Genomic DNA, 17208 nt, shown 5'->3' with positions numbered 1-17208 from the left:
GCGTGGAAAAGACAGGGTTATTCACGCTATCTCTGCCTTTAAGCAAAAATATCTACTGCGCCGTCGCCATGACCGACACGTGTCAGCGAAGCGGGGACAGCCAGTGTGACTTCATCTTCTGCACTTAAACCGGCTTGCGGCGTACGGGCATGTTGTGGTTGATGAGAAGACGCATGTTGCTGACCGTTAAAACTCTCACCACTGATATTGCTCTGCCCCAACTGGATACCGCTCTCTGCCAGTTGCGTGCGTAAAACGGGCAATGCCGCTTCCAGTGCGGCCCGGACATGGCTATGAGCAGAAACCATCTGGATTTGCGCCTGGTTATCATCGATTTTTAGCGAGATTTGCACCTGGCCCAGATCTTCCGGGTGTAAGCGAAGCTCTGCACGTTGCTGACCCTGGCGGGTAAATAACGTAATGTGCTGGCTTATTGCCTGCTGCCATTCATGGCTACCCAGCGGGGCGCTGACCACGGGCGCGGGCGATGAAGCTGGCGAAAGCGGCTGCGGGGTACTGCTACTGGTCATCATGACGGTTGCTGTTGGCTGTGGCGCCGCGACATTATCCCCCGCGTTTAGCGGCAGCGGATTCGCCACCGGACTGTGCGGAACGTTGTCTGGCTGAGTATTGTTGACTGGCGTGGCGAGTGGCACAGTTAACGCTTCACCAGCAGATTCATTTTGTGGTTTATCGGCTAAGGCAGCACGTACGTTAACTGACTGAGTTAACTCAGCATTATTTTGCGCAGTTTGCACGGTATCTGCACTTTCACCTGACGTCACTGCAACGGGGGATGTGCCTGGCAGCATGGCAAAGAGCGCACTGAGTGCGGCAACATCATCATCCGTTGATTCTGTTTCTGCGGCCTTTTCACCCGGACGAAATAATTGTGGGGCAGCTAACGGTGTGCTGCTTTTCAGTGGAGCAGGCAACGTATTCGTCAGAGAAGACAACACACTTAGCTTATCTGCCATTTCATCAGGCAACAGCTCAAGCACATTCTCTGTCAGTTTTGCCGGAACGCCTTTTGGCAATGGTTGTTCTTCTGCAGAAAGAACAGTTTTTTCCGTACCTAACGCCTCTGCCACCAGGGCGAGAAAATCCTGCGCGACATCAGTGTCTTTGGCACCTGGAAGTAGAGTGGTAAGGTCCACATCAGTGGTGATCAGTGCTGGTATAATCAATCGCTTTTCCTCATCGCGGCGCGCTGGGCGAATTCATCCATCTTTTTTTGGTCGAGGCGGTTTTCTGCCAACAGTGCCGCCGTCGATTGCCGTTCCTGGAGAGTCTGCCAGGCCTGCAAACGTTGTTTTTTCTCCCGCCAACTGCTCAACGCGATATCAACTTTTTGCGTCCACTGGTTAAGTTGTTGGCGATGCTGAGTGATGGCTTTTTCCAGCGTCTGGATAAACTGTTGATAGTTAATCCAGCGATTACTGGCGATCCCCTGACTCATATCGTTGCTCAACGTGTTGCGATATTCATTCTGATAATCGATCAGCATTTTGAGTTGTTCTTCCGCCTGCTGACATCCGCGACGCATTTCTCCCAGCAGGCGGGCGGCATCATCCACCTCTTTTTCTGCCAGATCTTTCAAGGTCGCCAGGGCGCCATGTTCTGCCATCTGCTGTTATCTCCTGCGTTTTCACACGGTCGGGAATATACGCTCCAGCCCCTGGAGAGACTCTTCCCAGCTCGCGCGTTCAAAAATACCTTGTTGCAAAAACCCTTCCAGTTGCGGCCACAGGGCGATGGCTTTATCAAGCATGGGATCGCTGCCTTTGGCGTACGCACCGACGCTGACCAGATCGCGGTTACGTTGAAAACTCGACAACAGTTGCTTGAATGTGCGTACCCGCGCGTAATGTTGCTCGCTGATCAACGCCGTCATTGCACGGCTGATCGACGCTTCAATATCAATCGCCGGATAGTGTCCGGCTTCCGCCAGACGACGAGAAAGTACAATGTGACCGTCGAGGATCGCCCGTGCGGAGTCGGCAATCGGGTCCTGCTGGTCATCGCCTTCGGTGAGCACGGTATAAAACGCCGTAATTGAGCCGCCGCCGCTGATACCGTTACCGGCACGCTCGACCAGCGCCGGTAATTTGGCGAATACCGACGGTGGATAACCTTTGGTGGCAGGCGGTTCGCCAATTGCCAGCGCAATCTCACGCTGGGCCATCGCGTAGCGAGTGAGGGAGTCCATAATTAACAACACATGCTGACCACGATCGCGAAAATCTTCGGCAATACGCGTGGCATAGGCGGCACCTTGCATTCGCAGAAGCGGAGAAACATCCGCCGGAGCGGCAATCACCACGGAGCGTGCACGCCCTTCGGCACCGAGGATATTCTCAATAAAATCTTTTACTTCGCGCCCACGTTCACCAATCAAACCCACGACAATGACATCGGCGCGGGTGTAACGTGCCATCATCCCCAGCAGCACACTTTTACCGACACCAGAACCAGCAAATAGCCCCATACGCTGCCCGCGACCAACGGTAAGCAGGGCATTGATTGGGCGCACGCCCGTGTCCAGCACATGTTCAATCGGTGTTCGTTGCAATGGGTTAAATGGCGGGGTGATCAGCGCACCGGTTTCTGTCGTATCGGGGGAGGGCAGGCCATCGAGCGGTTTACCACTGCCATCCAGAACGCGACCTAACAACGCCGGACCAAGTGGGAGCTGTTTGCCGCTTTGCAGTCCGTCGCCGGAGATATTTTTGGCATAAACGCGAGCACCAGGCAGAACACCTTCGACTTCTTCCAGCGGCATTAAAAACAGCCGTTGACCGTTAAAGCCAACCACTTCGCTTTCTACTTCGCGGGTTTCCGTACCTTCCTGACGTTCAATGACACAGGTCGCCCCGAGTGGCAGTTGTAAGCCGGTGGCTTCCAGCACCAGTCCGGTCGCGCGGGTTAATCGCCCGTAGCGACGCACCGTGGGCAGTTGCGCCATTTTGGCTTCAAAGTTATCCAGCATGGTCAGCCAGCGTGTCAGTCGGGCAGTCATCACACCACTCCAGGTGCTGCCAGACGGCAGAGTTCTTGCCAACGAGTGGCGACGCTGGCATCAAGGTCGCCTTCATCGGCGGAGACTTTACAACCACCAGGATGGAGTGTCGGATCGCCACGCAAGCGCCAGCCATGTAAACTTAAGGTTGCGCCGAGCATCTCATCAACACGTTGCAGATCATCCGGGTGTACACGTAACTGCGGTTTACCGCTGAATAACGGTTCTTGCTGTAACAACAGTTGGATCTGTTTGATCAGTGCTGAGTTGTCCACCGTTGGCGCCTGGCCGATCACCTGGCGCGCCGCCTCCAGTGCCATTTGCATCAGGCGCGAAGCAATCACACTATCAAGCGCATCAAGGGTAGTTTGAAACTCACTGACCAGTTGCTGCATTCGGGCATGAATCGGCGCTTGTTGAGACTTCGCCTCAGCCAGACCTTGTTCCAGCCCCTGGGCCAGGCCTTCCTGATAGCCTTGTTCGTGGCCTTTCTGACGACCTTCGGTAATACCTGCCTGATAACCTTGCTCGTGGGCCTGCATTTGTAGTTGCGCCAGTTGCTGCTCAAGGCTGGGTTCGGTCTCTTCAGTGGTGATCTCTTCAGGCTCAACCACGGGTACAAACTCCGCCTGTGGTGGGGCGAGATCGTCCGGCATCCAGGTTTTCCACGGCAGATTATCAGACATAGGTATCCTCGCCGCTGCCAATCACCATCTCGCCAGTTTCGGCAAGGCGGCGCACAATCAGCAGAATCGCTTTCTGTTCGTTTTCCACCTGCGACAGACGCACCGGACCACGGTTGGCGAGGTCGTCGCGCAGAATATCGGCGGCACGCTGCGACATATTGCGCAGGAATTTCTCGCGCAGTGGCTGCTCGGCCCCTTTCAGCGCGATCAGCAACGATTCGGAATCCACTTCCTGCAACAGACGCTGGATGCTGCGATCGTCGACATCCACCAGATTTTCGAACAGGAACATCTCGTCGATAATTTTTTGCGCCAGTTCGCCGTCGAATTCACGCACGGCAGAAATAACCGCTTCTTCCTGCTGAGTTTTCATCAGGTTGATAATTTCGGCTGCTGTTCTCACGCCGCCCATTTTGCTGCGCTTGAGATTCTGACCGTCGAGCAGACCATTCAGTACTTCGGTCAGTTCCGCCAGTGCGGCAGGTTGCACGCCGCCAAAGGTAGCGATACGCAACATCACATCGTGGCGCAGACGCTCATCGAACAACGCCAGAATATCGGCGGCCTGGGCGCGTTTCAGATGCACCAGGATAGTGGCGATAATCTGCGGATGTTCGTCACGAATAAGATCGGCCGCACTCTGCGGCTCCATAAAGTTGAGCGTTTCAATACCGCTGGCGGTATCGCGGGTTTCGAGAATATCTTCCAGCAGACTGGCGGCACGCTCTTCGCCAAGGGCTTTCACCAATACCGAACGCAGATAATCGTTAGCGTTGATATTCAGTGCGGCAAACTGTTCTGCTTCTTGCTCAAACTCGGACAGCACATCGGTTAACTGCTTGTTGGAGATCTGGCTGACGTTAGCCATCGCTGCGCTCAGGGTTTGCACTTCGCGCTGGGAGAGATGCTTAAACACCTCTGCCGCCCGGTCTTCGCCGATGGTCATCAGCAGGATGACGCTCTTGTCGGTGCCTGTCAGGTTACTCATGATCGTTATTTATCCACTGGCGAATGACCAGCGCGACTACGCGCGGATCGTTATCAGACATTTCACGGATACGCTGACTCATCATTTCTGCGCTCATCCGCTGATTAGCGCGACGTTGCTGCAACTGCTCGTCTTTGCTCAGGCGCACTTCCACCGCATCTTCCACTTCCTGGCGGGCCTGTGCCTGTTGCTGTACGGCTTTTACTGCCTCGACGCGACGAGTTAATTGTGGGCGTACCGCTTTACGCCACAGTAGCCACGCCACCAGCAGCACCAGCAACCAGCGTCCGGCGCTCAGCAACTGATCGATAAATACCTGTTGTTGCCAGAACGGCAATTCTCCACCGCTTTCGTCGCTGGTGTTGAATGGCGAATTAACCACATTCAGTGAGTCGCCACGTTTTTCAGAAAAGCCCATCGCCTCGCGGGTCAGATCTTCAATCTGCTTCATCTGTTCGGCGCTCAGTGGCAACGGTTTGCCATCCGGAGTTGCTTTGTAATTCACCACCACCGCAACGGATAATCGTTGCACATCGCCCACATTCATTTTGGTATGACGAATAGTGCGATCGACCTCGTAGTTACTGGTTTCATTACGCTGCGTGCTACGCGGTCCACTGTTACTGCTGGTGCTCGTCTGTTGTTGACGATTGTTTTGATTTGCCGGAGGCGTGCTGATCGGCGCGCTATTTGCGGGAGCCGGTTGATTCGATAGTGCACCCGGTACACCGCCCGGATAACCAGAACCGCTCTGCTCGCTCTCATTGACCTGGCGAGAACGCAACGTTGCCTGGGATTGATCACCATTTGGCCGATACTGCTCTTCGGTTTGTTCTTTACTGGCGAAATCCAGTTGCGCCGTTACCTGGGCGTGAACATTACCGTTGCCGACAATAGGTGAAAGGATCGCTTCAATACGACGCTGAATACGCCCTTCGACATCGCTGGCATATTTCAACTGAGCGTCATTAAGATCACGCCCGCTGGTGTTGGATTGGGTTAACAAATGCCCGCTTTGATCCACCAGCGTGACGTTACCTGGTGGCAGCCCGGCAACCGCACTGGAAACCAGATGCACAATGGCGCTGATCTGCCCTTCGTCCAGTGCGCGGCCTGGGAGCAGATTTACTGTCACCGATGCAGAAGGGGATTTTTGCTCACGCACAAATAAAGACGGTTTTGGCATCGCCAGATGCACGCGAGCCCCTTTTACCGGGCCGATGGTCTCGATGGTGCGGGATAGTTCACCTTCCAGCGCCCGCTGATAATTTACCTGCTCACTGAACTGGCTAATGCCAAATTTTTCCTGATCGAGCAGTTCAAAACCGACCGCACCGCCTTTTGGCAAACCTTGTTGTGCCAGGCGCAGACGCAGCTCGTGGACCTTATCCGCGGGAACTTCAATGGCGCCACTGACTTCACTGAAGCGGTAAGGAATATTCATTTGCGTCAGTTGGCTGACGATTGCACCGCCATCCTGATCGGAAAGGTTGCTAAATAACGTGCGGTAGTCAGGGGCTTTTGCCCACAGAATCAGAGCGACAATAACCGCTACAGCCGCGGAACCGGCAACAATCAATGGAATTCTGGGATTCGCGCGCAGGCGATTAAGCCACTCAAGAGATTTCGTCTGGGCTGCAGTCGCATTCATCGCGCACCTCGCGGCTGATTATGGACGGCGTTATTGGCAAAGTGGAACAAGACTCACTCCCGGGTCAGCAAACTCGAAAAATTGACCGTCACATTATTTGTGGTTTTGTTTTTTTCTATGCGCCAATTAACCCGATTTTTTGTCGTTATTTAACGCCTTTGTCTTATTGACTTGCTGGTAGGCTTTGCTACCAGAAATTATCCGGGAGATGAATATGTCAGCAATACAGGGTATTCAGGGCGTTATCAGCCAGTTACAGGCAACGGCGATGAGCGCCCGCGCGCAGGAGCCAATGCCGCAACCGACGATCAGTTTTGCCGGGCAACTGCACGCGGCACTCGATCGTATTAGCGACACACAAAACACCGCCCGCGTGCAGGCAGAAAAATTCACGCTCGGCGAACCTGGCGTGGCACTGAACGATGTGATGACCGATATGCAAAAAGCCTCAGTGTCTATGCAAATGGGGATTCAGGTGCGTAATAAGCTGGTGGCGGCGTACCAGGAAGTGATGAGTATGCAGGTGTAGGTTGTATTACGTGTTGATTGTGCTTGTTTAATGACATCCAAACTCACAGCGTGGGGCATTGATGGGGCAAACTCGCTCAATTTCTGGTTTAAAATGAGTTAATTCCCTGGCTGTTTCAGCGTGAAAAGCCCCTTGCTCATCTGAGGCTATCCTTACACTTTTCCCTCTGTGCTCGCAATTGATAGCCACTACTCACATTGATCTATTCGCCATAAGAATATACTGTATATAAAAACAGTGTATTTAGGCGGATTATCATGTTGTTTATCAAGCCTGCGGAACTTCGTGAAATCATTACACTTCCTTTGTTTAGTGACCTTGTGCCGTGTGGTTTTCCGTCACCGGCAGCTGACTACGTTGAGCAGCGAATCGATCTTAACCAGTTAGTGATTCAACATCCCAGCGCGACCTATTTTGTTAAAGCAGCGGGAGATTCAATGATTGAGGCCGGGATTGGCGATGGCGATCTGCTGGTGGTTGACAGCGCCATTACTGCCAGCCACGGCGATATTGTTATTGCTGCCGTGGACGGTGAGTTCACCGTCAAAAGATTGCAACTGCGCCCCTCTGTACAGCTTGTGCCGATGAACAGTGCTTATTCGCCCATTACTCTTGGCAGCGAAGAATCGCTGAACGTATTTGGGGTAGTCACGCATGTGGTGAAGGCCGTACGCTGATGTTTGCCCTTTGTGACGTGAATTCGTTTTATGCCAGCTGCGAGGTCGTGTTTCGCCCGGATTTATGGGGAAAACCGGTGGTTGTGCTTTCCAATAACGATGGTTGCGTCATTGCCCGCAGTGCAGAAGCAAAAGCACTCGGTGTCAAAATGGGGGAGCCCTATTTTAAACAAAAGGATCTGTTTCATCGCAGTGGTGTGGTCTGTTTCAGCAGTAACTATGAACTCTATGCCGATATGAGCAACCGGGTGATGTGTACGTTGGAGGAGTTGTCGCCCAGAGTCGAAATTTACAGTATCGATGAAGCATTTTGTGATTTAACCGGTGTGCGTAACTGCCGGGATTTAACAGATTTTGGTCGTGAAATTCGCCAGACCCTTTTTCAGCGTACACATCTAACGGTTGGCGTCGGCATTGCACAAACCAAGACGCTGGCCAAACTCGCCAACCATGCGGCTAAAAAATGGCAAAGACAAACTGGGGGCGTGGTGGATTTATCGAACCGCGAGCGTCAGCGCAAATTAATGGCGGTACTTCCGGTTGAGGACGTCTGGGGGATTGGCCGACGCATCAGCAAAAAGCTGGAGGCGATGGGAATAAAAACCGTACTTGATCTCGCGGATACGGATATCCGCTTTATTCGAAAACACTTTAATGTGGTGCTTGAAAGAACAGTACGGGAGTTGCGTGGTGAACCTTGCCTGGAAATGGAAGAATTTGCGCCAGCAAAACAAGAGATCGTCTGCTCGCGGTCGTTTGGCGAACGCGTAACCGACTACGAGGCGATGCGCCAGGCCATATGCAGTTATGCCTCACGTGCGGCAGAAAAACTGCGTAGCGAGCACCAGTATTGCCGCTTTATCTCCACGTTTGTAAAAACATCGCCGTTTTCGCTTAATGAACCGTATTACAGCAATAGCGCTTCGGTGAAGCTGCTGACGCCCACTCAGGACAGCAGGGATATTATTAAGGCGGCGATCCGATGCCTGGATGCAATATGGCAAGAGGAGCATCGCTACCAGAAAGCGGGGGTGATGTTGGGGGATTTTTTTAGTCGTGGAGTGGCGCAACTGAATTTGTTTGATGACAACGCACCGCGCGCTGGTAGTGAGGAGTTGATGGCTGTGCTCGACATGCTCAATGCCAGGGAAGGTCGTGGCACGCTCTATTTTGCCGGGCAGGGCATCCAGCAAGAGTGGAAGATGAAGCGTGGGATGTTGTCACCACGATATACAACACGAGCTTCGGATCTTCTTTGTGTAAGGTAAACATGGTCTGGCAACAGTGTATCGAATATACATGATTGACCTGATTTTTATATCACTTCCAATTCGCTAATATCTAATACAAGAACATAAAAATTATCGGGCACTATTTTATAGCGCCCGATGATGTAATATTTGTAATCTATCAATTTAATAGAATTTTTTCTGAAAAAAAAGAAATATATGCGAAAGGCAAAAAATCTCCCTGTGTTGATGTACCATCATGTCAGTAACTGTCCAGGGCTTGTCACACTTTCGCCAAAAACATTTCGGGAGCAGATGAAATGGTTGGCTGATCATAAATGGAAAACGGTGACTTCAGATGAAATTGAATATTTTTACGAAGGTGGTGAACTTCCTCGTAAAAGTGTAATGTTGACTTTTGATGATGGCTATCTGGATAACTGGTTTCAGGTCTATCCGGTATTAAAAGAGTTTAATCTCAAAGCTCATATATTTTTGATTGCCGGACTTATAGGTGATGGTCCGATACGGTCATTTCAGAAAAGAGAGTATTCTCATCAGGATTGTGAGCAAATAATAAATAAAGATAATGCTGATGATGTGATGCTTCGTTGGTCAGAAGTAGCCGTAATGCTGAGTTCAGGATTGGTTGAATTCCACATTCATACCCATTCTCATATTCGCTGGGACAAAATGTACAGTTCTCGGGAAGAACAATGTCAATATCTTAAGCAAGATATTCTGGAGAGCAGAAAAGTATTTCTGGATAAAATAGGGAAGTGCAGTAAACATTTTTGCTGGCCAGAAGGATATTACAATAGCAATTATATTAAAGTGGCTGAAGAACTTGGGTTTTCGTATTTATACACAACAGAAAGAAGAATGAATAACCGTACAAATGGAACCTTGCGTTTGGGACGGATTAGCACTAAAGAGCGAGAACACTCGGCATGGCTTAAAAGACGTCTTTTCTGTTATACGACACCACTGTTTTCTTCTTTGTTGGCCCTTTATAAAGGCCCCAGAGTAACTGATTGATGAATATAGTCGTCATGCTTCAATTTGCATGTGTTATAACATTTATGAGAATGCAACAGAACGAGAGAAGCATTGGATTCATATATTTCTCGAATAGAATGTTTCTAAAATTTCTGCGCCAGTGAACTATGAGCAATATTCCGATGTAAAAGGATGTTTGCATGGTCAGTAAGTCACGACAAATTTTATTGGCCATAGCTAAAAAGTAGAGGGATTACCAAACAATGAATATATTATTCACTGAATCGTCGCCCAATATTGGCGGGCAAGAACTACAGACTGTGGCCCAAATGGTAGCTATAAGAAAAAAAAGGCATTCTGTCTTACTGGTTTGCAGGGAAAAAAGTAAAATAGCTTCCGAAGCGAAAAAACAAAATATTGATGTTATCTTTGTTCCCTTTAAAAACAGTCTTCACATTTCATCGGTATTAAAATTACTGGGGATATGTCAACGTTTTAGACCACATGTGGTTATTTGCCATAGTGGTCATGACAGTAATATTGTTGGTTTGACACGGTTGCTATGCTGGAAAGACAGATTCCGTATTATCAGGCAGAAGACATACCTGACAAAGAGAACAAAAAATTTTTCATTAAATTATTTATGTGATGACATAATAGTGCCTGGAGAAGCGACCAGAAAACACTTGATGCACTGCGGTGTCCGCACAAACATTACTATCGTTCCCCCTGGTTTTGATTTCGATAAGATATATGAAGAGTCCCACAGTCCTGTTCCTCCTCATATAAAGGCGTGGTTAGCAGACTCAGGGGAGGGGCCGGTTATCGTACAAATCGGTATGTTACGTCCTGAGAAAGGACATGAATTCATGCTGAATTTGTTATTCCGCCTGAAAAAGGAAGGCCGAAAGTTTCGATGGTTGGTCGTTGGCAGCGGGAGTGTTGAGAATGAGAGACGTCTGCGAGCTATCGTTGATGATTTAGATATGCATGATAATGTGTTGATTTCTGGTGGTATTTTCCCTGTATCATCAATATATAAAATTGCTAATCTGATCGTCATGCCTTCTGAAAACGAATCTTTTGGCATGGTTGCTGCTGAGGCTTCCGTGTTTTCCATACCTGTATTTGCAAATCACGTTGGAGGACTTCCCGATGTGATTCAGCATAACCGGACGGGAACATTGTTACCCGCCGGGGATATGCAAGTTTGGAGAAGTGCACTGAATGATTTTTTTGAACGACCAGAACACTTCTGCCAAATGGCACATCAGGCAAAATATGATGTGGCAAACCGTTTTGATATTAACAAAACAGTATCGATTATTCCAGGTTTTGCTAGTTGTGAATAAATAACTTCCAGTATATTCCATTAGTGCCATATTTACGGATATCTTATGACCAGCTTGCTATTTTCAGCTTTCCTGAAAGAAGTTCTTTTGGCCCGTGGTTCTCTGCATGGAAAATGGGAGAACAAGAAATTTAGATTCATGTATCTTCTGCGATGCATATTAAATCCTGTTGCCAGCGTTCAGTATTATTATAAGTTACTTTCACTACAATCCATCGATAAACTCCTGGAGATACACCCTACATTACCTGCAAAAATCCATAGACCTTATTTACATAAAGGGGGATGTGCACATACCCGCGGGGAGTATATTATCGGACATTATCGATTTGTTCAGAGTTTACCGCATAAATATCAGACGTTTTTATTTCCGTGTGAGACAGTATCGCTCATTCAATTCGCGGGAAAAAATGGTGAACATTTTGATATTCAGTGTTCTCCATGCAACTTTGACCGTGAAGGGGAATTAATGCTATCACTTTATTTCAACAAGATACCTGTTGCCCGACTATCGTGTTCCATTATTAGGACAAAGAACGACCGTTGTGCGTTTATTGGCGGACTACAGGGAGCACCAAAAAATATTGGCCCGGAAGTTATTCGGGATGCCACTAAAGCCTGTTATGGGCTATTTCCGAAGCGAATTATTTTTGAGGTTCTTTGTTCGTTGATGGGATTCTGTGGTATTACTGATATTTTAGCCGTCAGCGAGCAGAGTCATGTTTTCAAACAGTTGAGATACCGCTACCAAAAGAGTAAAACCTTTGTTGCCGTATACAGTGATTTTTGGGAATCTATTGCTGGCCGACCACACAATAACTGGTATCGATTGCCGATATGTGTCGAGCGTAAGCCGCTTGATGATCTTCCCAGTAAAAAAAGGTCAGAATATAGAAAACGGTATGCATTGTTGGATCAGATTCGTGAGGAGATTACGGCCCGCCTGAATTAGTCAGAGTCTGGCAGGTAACACTTTTGGCATCTTGCCTCGCCAGTAATGTAATAAAACAAGCCAGCTTATATAAAAAATGAGAAAAAAACAGTTTGAGTTTATTCCTGAATTTAAGAAATCTTTCTTACTTCCGCGTTATTGGAGTACATGGTGTGGCCTGATAATCATAGTAATCTTTGCGTTCATCCCTCCATCAATTCGTGATCCTGCTCTGGGTAAACTTGGGCGTGTGGTCGGACGGTTGGGGAAAAATGCTCGTCGGCGGGCATTGATTAATCTGGCTCTTTGCTTCCCGGAACGTAGTAAGAAAGAATGCGAGAGCATTGTTGACGCTATGTTTGCCACAGCATTGCAATCTATCGTGATGCTGGCAGAGTTAGTTATTCGCGGGCCGGAAAAAATCCTTCCGCGCGTACACTGGAAAAATAAAAATATCCTGGAAGAAATTAAATATAACAACGACAAAGTAATTTTTCTTGTTCCGCATGGTTGGTGTGTAGATCTTCCGGCGATGTTGATGGCTTTTCAGAACCAAAAAATGGCAGCTATGTTCCATAACCAGCGTAATGCGGTGTTGGATTATACCTGGAATGTTGTACGCCGTATTTTCGGTGGAAGACTACATGCCCGAAATGACGGGATAAAACCATTTATTCAGTCTGTACGTCAGGGATATTGGGGATATTACTTACCTGATCAGGATCATGGTCCAGAGCATAGTGAGTTTGTTGATTTTTTTTCGCAACTTATAAAGCGACATTACCTGTACCAGGACGGTTGGCTAAAATAACTCAGGCGAAGATTATCCCCCTCTTTCCTACCTACGATGCAAAAAAACATATCCTGACCATTGAAATTCACACTCCAATGGTCGATTTATCGACAGCAGATGATAAAACGATAGCCCGACGGATAAATGAAGAGATAGAAAGTTTTATCAGACCAAATCCAGAACAATATACCTGGATGTTGAAATTATTGAAAACACGCAAGCCTAATGAGGTTGACCCGTATCCATGACATTACCATGCGTTGGTTAGCAGCTGATGAAATGAGCGTTGCTACCGATCATGCCGGATGAGACGCGTTGCACGTCGCATCCGGCAACCTGCTTAACCGATCGTCATTAAACTGGCGTTACCGCCAGCGGCAGCGGTATTCACGCTCAGCGAACGCTCGATATACAACCGTTCCAGCAGGATATTGCTTTCGCCACGGGCAAAACCCTGCACTGAAACAATTGCACCATCCCGCGCGGCAACGGCTTCACACAATGCGCGAAGCTGATCCGAATCACCGTGGAAGATCACCGCATCAAAGGGTTGAGCGGTTATATTTTCCGCTTTCGCCTGTTGAATACGTTCGCTGACTGCCGATGGCAATGCCTTCACTAACTGACGATGCAGCGCATCATCCGGCCACAGCACCTGGCTACCCACCGCCAGCACGGCGGCGAGCTGAGTCAGCGCATCCTGTTCATCATCCGCAATACACAACACGCGCTCACGCGGCAGCAGCGTCCAGGTGTTGCGTTCACCCGTCGGCCCTGGCAACAATCGTTGTGTTCCTGCCTGCGCCAACTCGCCATATTGCGTACATAACGCCTGCAATTCTGGACGGTTTGCCGCCCATTCCCGCAGTGCATTTAGCGGCTGAGTCAATGCGGCTTTCAACTGCGCATCGACCGGATACTCTGCATCCTGACGCGCCAGTGTCACCGCCAGCGCACTTTCCGGGCGATTCGCCAGCAGACGGTAGAGATAGAGCGGGCCGCCAGCTTTCGGCCCGGTGCCGGACAACCCTTCGCCGCCGAATGGTTGCACCCCAACCACTGCGCCCACCATATTACGGTTAACATACAGATTACCGACATGGGCCGAGCCAGTGACCTGGGCAATGGTTTCATCAATGCGCGTATGGACGCCAAGCGTCAGACCATAACCGGAAGCGTTAATCTGTTCGATCAGTTCCGGCAACTGATTACGGTTGTAACGCACCACATGCAGCACCGGACCAAAGACCTCTTTTTGCAATTCGGCAAAATCATCCAGTTCGATCAGCGTCGGGGCGACAAAGGTGCCACTTTGCCATTCGCGGGCATCTTCACTGTTTTCCCGCACCGCCTGGAACACCGGACGGCCTTTGCTACGCATGGTCTGAATATGGCGCTCAATATTGGTCTTCGCTTCGCCATCAATCACCGGACCGATATCGGTGGTCAGGCGACCCGGATTACCCATCCGGCATTCGGCCATTGCGCCGCGCAGCATTTTCAGCGTGTGGTCGGCAATCTCATCTTGCAGGCACAGCACGCGCAGCGCCGAACAACGCTGACCTGCACTGTCGAAGGCCGAGGCCAGTACATCCACGACGACCTGTTCGGTCAGGGCGGAGGAATCGACAATCATCGCGTTCATGCCGCCGGTTTCTGCGATGAGTGGAATTGGGCGGCCCTGAGCGTCCAGGCGGCTGGCGATATTGCGTTGCAGTAACGTAGCGACTTCGGTTGAACCGGTAAACATCACCCCGCGCACGCGATCATCACCCGTCAGTTGCGCGCCTACGGTTTCACCCTGACCGGGCAACAACTGCACCACGCCTGGCGGTACACCCGCTTCCAGCAAAATGGCAATCCCTTGTGCGGCAATCAGCGGCGTTTGTTCTGCCGGTTTTGCCAGTACGCTGTTACCTGCCGCCAGTGCGGCAGCGATTTGCCCGGTGAAAATCGCCAGCGGGAAATTCCACGGGCTGATACACACCACAGGCCCTAATGGACGGTGGGTTTCGTTAGCGAAATCATCCCGCACCTGTCCCGCGTAGTAGTGGAGAAAATCGACGGCTTCACGCACTTCGGCAATGGCGTTACTGAAGGTTTTTCCGGCTTCACGCACCAGAATACCAATCAGTTGCTGCATCTGGCTTTCCATCAGCACGGCAGCGCGATGCAAAATCGCCGCGCGTTCAGCCGGAGGCGTGGCAAACCAGATTGGCGCGTTATTAACCGCACTTTCCAGCGCCAGTTCTACTTCACGCGGCGTGGCTTCACGCACATAGCCCACAATATCTTTCGGCTCTGCCGGGTTAATAACGGGCGACATCTCACCAGCCGCTACCGGTTGTTCCAGCATTGGCAAGGCCTGCCATTTTTGCAGTGCACTGTTGAGCAGGGCAGAGGAGAGTGATGCCAGCCGGTGTTCATTGGCGAGATCCAGCCCTGCCGAGTTGTCGCGCCCGTGACCGTAAAGATCGCGCGGCAGGGGAATTTTCGGATGGGGTAATCCAGTTTGCCCTTCCTGTTGCGCCAGTTTTTCTACTGCAGTGACTGGATCGGCAACCAGTTCATCCAGTGGCAAAGAGGTATCAGCAATACGGTTAACAAACGAGGTGTTAGCACCGTTTTCCAGCAGGCGACGCACCAGATACGCCAGCAGTGTTTCATGGGTACCGACCGGAGCATAAATACGACACGGACGGTTAAGTTTGCCGTCGGCAACTTTCCCGGTGACCTGCTCATACAGTGGCTCGCCCATACCATGCAGGCACTGGAACTCGTACTGACCCGGATAGTAGTTTTGACCTGCCAGTTGATAAATCGCCGCCAGCGTGTGGGCGTTGTGCGTTGCAAACTGCGGGTAAATGAGATTTGGCACCGCCAGCAGCTTTTTCGCACAAGCGAGATAAGAAACATCGGTATACACCTTGCGGGTATAAACCGGATAACCTTCAAGGCCGTCCATTTGCGCACGTTTGATTTCACTATCCCAGTACGCGCCTTTCACCAGGCGAATCATCAGACGGCGACGGCTGCGGGTGGCGAGATCAATCAGGTAATCGATCACCAGCGGGCAGCGTTTTTGATAAGCCTGAATAACAAAACCGATGCCGTTCCAGCCTGCCAGTTCAGGCTCGAAACAAAGCTTTTCCAACAGATCGAGGGAGATCTCCAGACGATCGGCCTCTTCGGCATCAATGTTAATACCAATATCGTACTGACGCGCCAGCAAGGTTAATGATTTCAGACGTGGGTAAAGCTCTTCCATTACCCGGTCATACTGGGCGCGGCTGTAGCGCGGATGCAGCGCCGACAGCTTGATTGAAATGCCCGGACCTTCATAAATGCCGCGACCATTGGAGGCTTTACCAATGGCGTGAATCGCCTGCTGATAGGAAACCATATACGCCTGCGCGTCCGCTGCGGTCAGTGCGGCTTCGCCAAGCATATCGTAGGAGTAACGGAAACCTTTCTCTTCCAGCTTGCGGGCATTGGCTAACGCTTCCGCGATGGTTTCACCAGTGACGAACTGCTCGCCCATCAGGCGCATCGCCATATCCACACCTTTGCGGATTAGCGGTTCGCCACTCTTACCGATAATACGATTCAGCGAACGGGAGAGGCTGGCTTCGTTATGGGTAGAAACCAGTTTGCCGGTAAAGAGAAGCCCCCAGGTGGCAGCATTAACAAACAGCGACGGGCTACGACCAATATGTGACTGCCAGTTACCGTTGCTGATTTTGTCGCGTATTAACGCATCACGGGTGGCTTTGTCGGGAATACGCAATAGCGCTTCCGCCAGACACATCAGCGCCACGCCTTCCTGCGATGACAGCGAAAACTCCTGCAATAATCCCTGAACCATGCCTGCGCGACCACTGGCATTTTTTTGATTACGCAGTTTATCGGCCAGTTGATACGCCAGTTTGTGCGCCTGTTCAGCAACTGGCTGCGGCAGGCGAGCTTGTTCCAGCAGCATCGAAACCGCTTCGGTTTCCGGGCGGCGATAGGCAGCGGTGATAGCCGCACGGGAAACCGACTGTGGCAAAATTTGCTCGGCAAAGTCGAGGAATGGCTGGTGTGGTTCCTCTGCCGGATTCGGTACTTCATCGCTCTCATTGGCCGCGCCAGAAAGCAGCGCAGGTAGCTCCGGCAGAGTATCGCTGTTTTCCAGTTGTTCAAGATAAGAAAAAATCGCCTGCTTAATTAACCAGTGCGGTGTGCGATCGATACGTGTCGCGGCAGACTTAATGCGTTCACGCGTCGCGTCGTCCAGCTTAACCCCCATGGTGGTGGTTCCCATGCCATTACTCCTGTTGTTCTGAAAGGTGCAACTTAACGTTATCGTGAAATAT

13 protein-coding genes and 1 pseudogene are annotated in these 17208 nt (G+C 50.5%); 7 read left to right on the top strand and 7 right to left on the bottom strand.

Going from position 1 to position 17208, the window contains the following annotated elements; genetic code table 11:
* Positions 1-38 precede the first annotated feature (38 nt).
* The 6 genes from K0335_RS19210 to fliF are packed head-to-tail and all read right to left on the bottom strand — an operon-like array spanning position 39 to position 6344.
* On the bottom strand, positions 39-1187 hold the full coding sequence (locus K0335_RS19210) for a flagellar hook-length control protein FliK (RefSeq protein ID WP_180492133.1): 1149 nt from the start codon (positions 1185-1187) through the stop codon (positions 39-41).
* Positions 1184-1627 (bottom strand): flagellar export protein FliJ, encoded by a 444-nt coding sequence (fliJ, locus tag K0335_RS19205; protein WP_000807570.1) that lies wholly within the window; start codon positions 1625-1627, stop codon positions 1184-1186. The genes K0335_RS19210 and fliJ overlap by 4 nt, the downstream gene beginning before the upstream one ends.
* Positions 1628-1648: 21 nt before the next feature.
* Complete coding sequence (gene fliI / locus K0335_RS19200; RefSeq protein WP_000126981.1) at positions 1649-3019, bottom strand: flagellar protein export ATPase FliI; 1371 nt, start codon at positions 3017-3019, stop codon at positions 1649-1651.
* Positions 3019-3705 carry a flagellar assembly protein FliH gene (gene fliH / locus K0335_RS19195; protein ID WP_104920224.1) on the bottom strand — a complete coding sequence of 229 codons (687 nt, stop codon included), beginning with the start codon at positions 3703-3705 and terminating at the stop codon, positions 3019-3021. Before fliH ends, fliI begins: the two co-directional genes overlap by 1 nt.
* Entirely contained in the window at positions 3698-4693 is a 996-nt protein-coding gene (gene fliG / locus K0335_RS19190) for a flagellar motor switch protein FliG (RefSeq protein ID WP_000067937.1), read from the bottom strand. Before fliG ends, fliH begins: the two co-directional genes overlap by 8 nt.
* Entirely contained in the window at positions 4686-6344 is a 1659-nt protein-coding gene (gene fliF / locus K0335_RS19185) for a flagellar basal-body MS-ring/collar protein FliF (RefSeq protein ID WP_000994479.1), read from the bottom strand. Before fliF ends, fliG begins: the two co-directional genes overlap by 8 nt.
* A gap of 214 nt (positions 6345-6558) precedes the next feature.
* On the opposite strand from fliF, the gene fliE reads away from it, so the two are divergent.
* The 7 genes and pseudogenes from fliE to lpxM all read left to right on the top strand — a co-directional run bounded on the left by fliE (position 6559) and on the right by lpxM (position 13101).
* The gene (gene fliE, locus K0335_RS19180; protein WP_001274309.1) at positions 6559-6873 is read left to right on the top strand and encodes a flagellar hook-basal body complex protein FliE; all 315 of its coding nucleotides are present in this window, start codon (positions 6559-6561) and stop codon (positions 6871-6873) included.
* 257 nt (positions 6874-7130) lie between these two features.
* Positions 7131-7550 carry a translesion error-prone DNA polymerase V autoproteolytic subunit gene (locus K0335_RS19175; RefSeq protein WP_000897388.1) on the top strand — a complete coding sequence of 140 codons (420 nt, stop codon included), beginning with the start codon at positions 7131-7133 and terminating at the stop codon, positions 7548-7550.
* Positions 7550-8818: a Y-family DNA polymerase gene (locus tag K0335_RS19170; protein WP_104920225.1), complete on the top strand. Its 1269-nt coding sequence runs from the start codon at positions 7550-7552 to the stop codon at positions 8816-8818. Before K0335_RS19175 ends, K0335_RS19170 begins: the two co-directional genes overlap by 1 nt.
* Before the next feature lie 180 nt (positions 8819-8998).
* The gene (locus K0335_RS19165) at positions 8999-9817 is read left to right on the top strand and encodes a polysaccharide deacetylase family protein (RefSeq protein ID WP_104920226.1); all 819 of its coding nucleotides are present in this window, start codon (positions 8999-9001) and stop codon (positions 9815-9817) included.
* Between the two features lie 224 nt (positions 9818-10041).
* Positions 10042-11130, top strand: coding sequence for a glycosyltransferase family 4 protein (locus K0335_RS19160; protein ID WP_104920227.1), 1089 nt, complete (start codon positions 10042-10044; stop codon positions 11128-11130).
* A gap of 45 nt (positions 11131-11175) precedes the next feature.
* Entirely contained in the window at positions 11176-12081 is a 906-nt protein-coding gene (locus tag K0335_RS19155) for a VirK/YbjX family protein (RefSeq protein WP_000202576.1), read from the top strand.
* A gap of 76 nt (positions 12082-12157) precedes the next feature.
* Positions 12158-13101, top strand: a pseudogene (gene lpxM / locus K0335_RS19150) (lauroyl-Kdo(2)-lipid IV(A) myristoyltransferase).
* Positions 13102-13193: 92 nt separating this feature from the next.
* Here the strand turns inward: lpxM and putA are convergent.
* Positions 13194-17156 carry a trifunctional transcriptional regulator/proline dehydrogenase/L-glutamate gamma-semialdehyde dehydrogenase gene (gene putA / locus K0335_RS19145; protein ID WP_160194081.1) on the bottom strand — a complete coding sequence of 1321 codons (3963 nt, stop codon included), beginning with the start codon at positions 17154-17156 and terminating at the stop codon, positions 13194-13196.
* Positions 17157-17208 lie beyond the last annotated feature (52 nt).

It is taken from the genome of Escherichia sp. GZ89 (assembly GCF_019366485.1).
Lineage (GTDB): Bacteria > Pseudomonadota > Gammaproteobacteria > Enterobacterales > Enterobacteriaceae > Escherichia > Escherichia fergusonii.
Note: the sequence above shows the minus strand (reverse complement) of the source record. Positions and strands in the feature narration are given on the sequence as shown.

Excerpts from the sequence above, each read along its gene's own strand:
- putA (WP_160194081.1), bottom strand. The coding sequence starts at position 17,156 with ATGGGAACCACCACCATGGGGGTTAAGCTGGACGACGCGACGCGTGAA.
- K0335_RS19170 (WP_104920225.1), top strand. The coding sequence starts at position 7,550 with ATGTTTGCCCTTTGTGACGTGAATTCGTTTTATGCCAGCTGCGAGGTC.
- K0335_RS19175 (WP_000897388.1), top strand. The coding sequence starts at position 7,131 with ATGTTGTTTATCAAGCCTGCGGAACTTCGTGAAATCATTACACTTCCT.
- K0335_RS19155 (WP_000202576.1), top strand. The coding sequence starts at position 11,176 with ATGACCAGCTTGCTATTTTCAGCTTTCCTGAAAGAAGTTCTTTTGGCC.
- K0335_RS19160 (WP_104920227.1), top strand. The coding sequence starts at position 10,042 with ATGAATATATTATTCACTGAATCGTCGCCCAATATTGGCGGGCAAGAA.
- fliH (WP_104920224.1), bottom strand. The coding sequence starts at position 3,705 with ATGTCTGATAATCTGCCGTGGAAAACCTGGATGCCGGACGATCTCGCC.
- fliE (WP_001274309.1), top strand. The coding sequence starts at position 6,559 with ATGTCAGCAATACAGGGTATTCAGGGCGTTATCAGCCAGTTACAGGCA.
- fliJ (WP_000807570.1), bottom strand. The coding sequence starts at position 1,627 with ATGGCAGAACATGGCGCCCTGGCGACCTTGAAAGATCTGGCAGAAAAA.
- fliG (WP_000067937.1), bottom strand. The coding sequence starts at position 4,693 with ATGAGTAACCTGACAGGCACCGACAAGAGCGTCATCCTGCTGATGACC.
- fliI (WP_000126981.1), bottom strand. The coding sequence starts at position 3,019 with ATGACTGCCCGACTGACACGCTGGCTGACCATGCTGGATAACTTTGAA.
- fliF (WP_000994479.1), bottom strand. The coding sequence starts at position 6,344 with ATGAATGCGACTGCAGCCCAGACGAAATCTCTTGAGTGGCTTAATCGC.
- K0335_RS19165 (WP_104920226.1), top strand. The coding sequence starts at position 8,999 with ATGCGAAAGGCAAAAAATCTCCCTGTGTTGATGTACCATCATGTCAGT.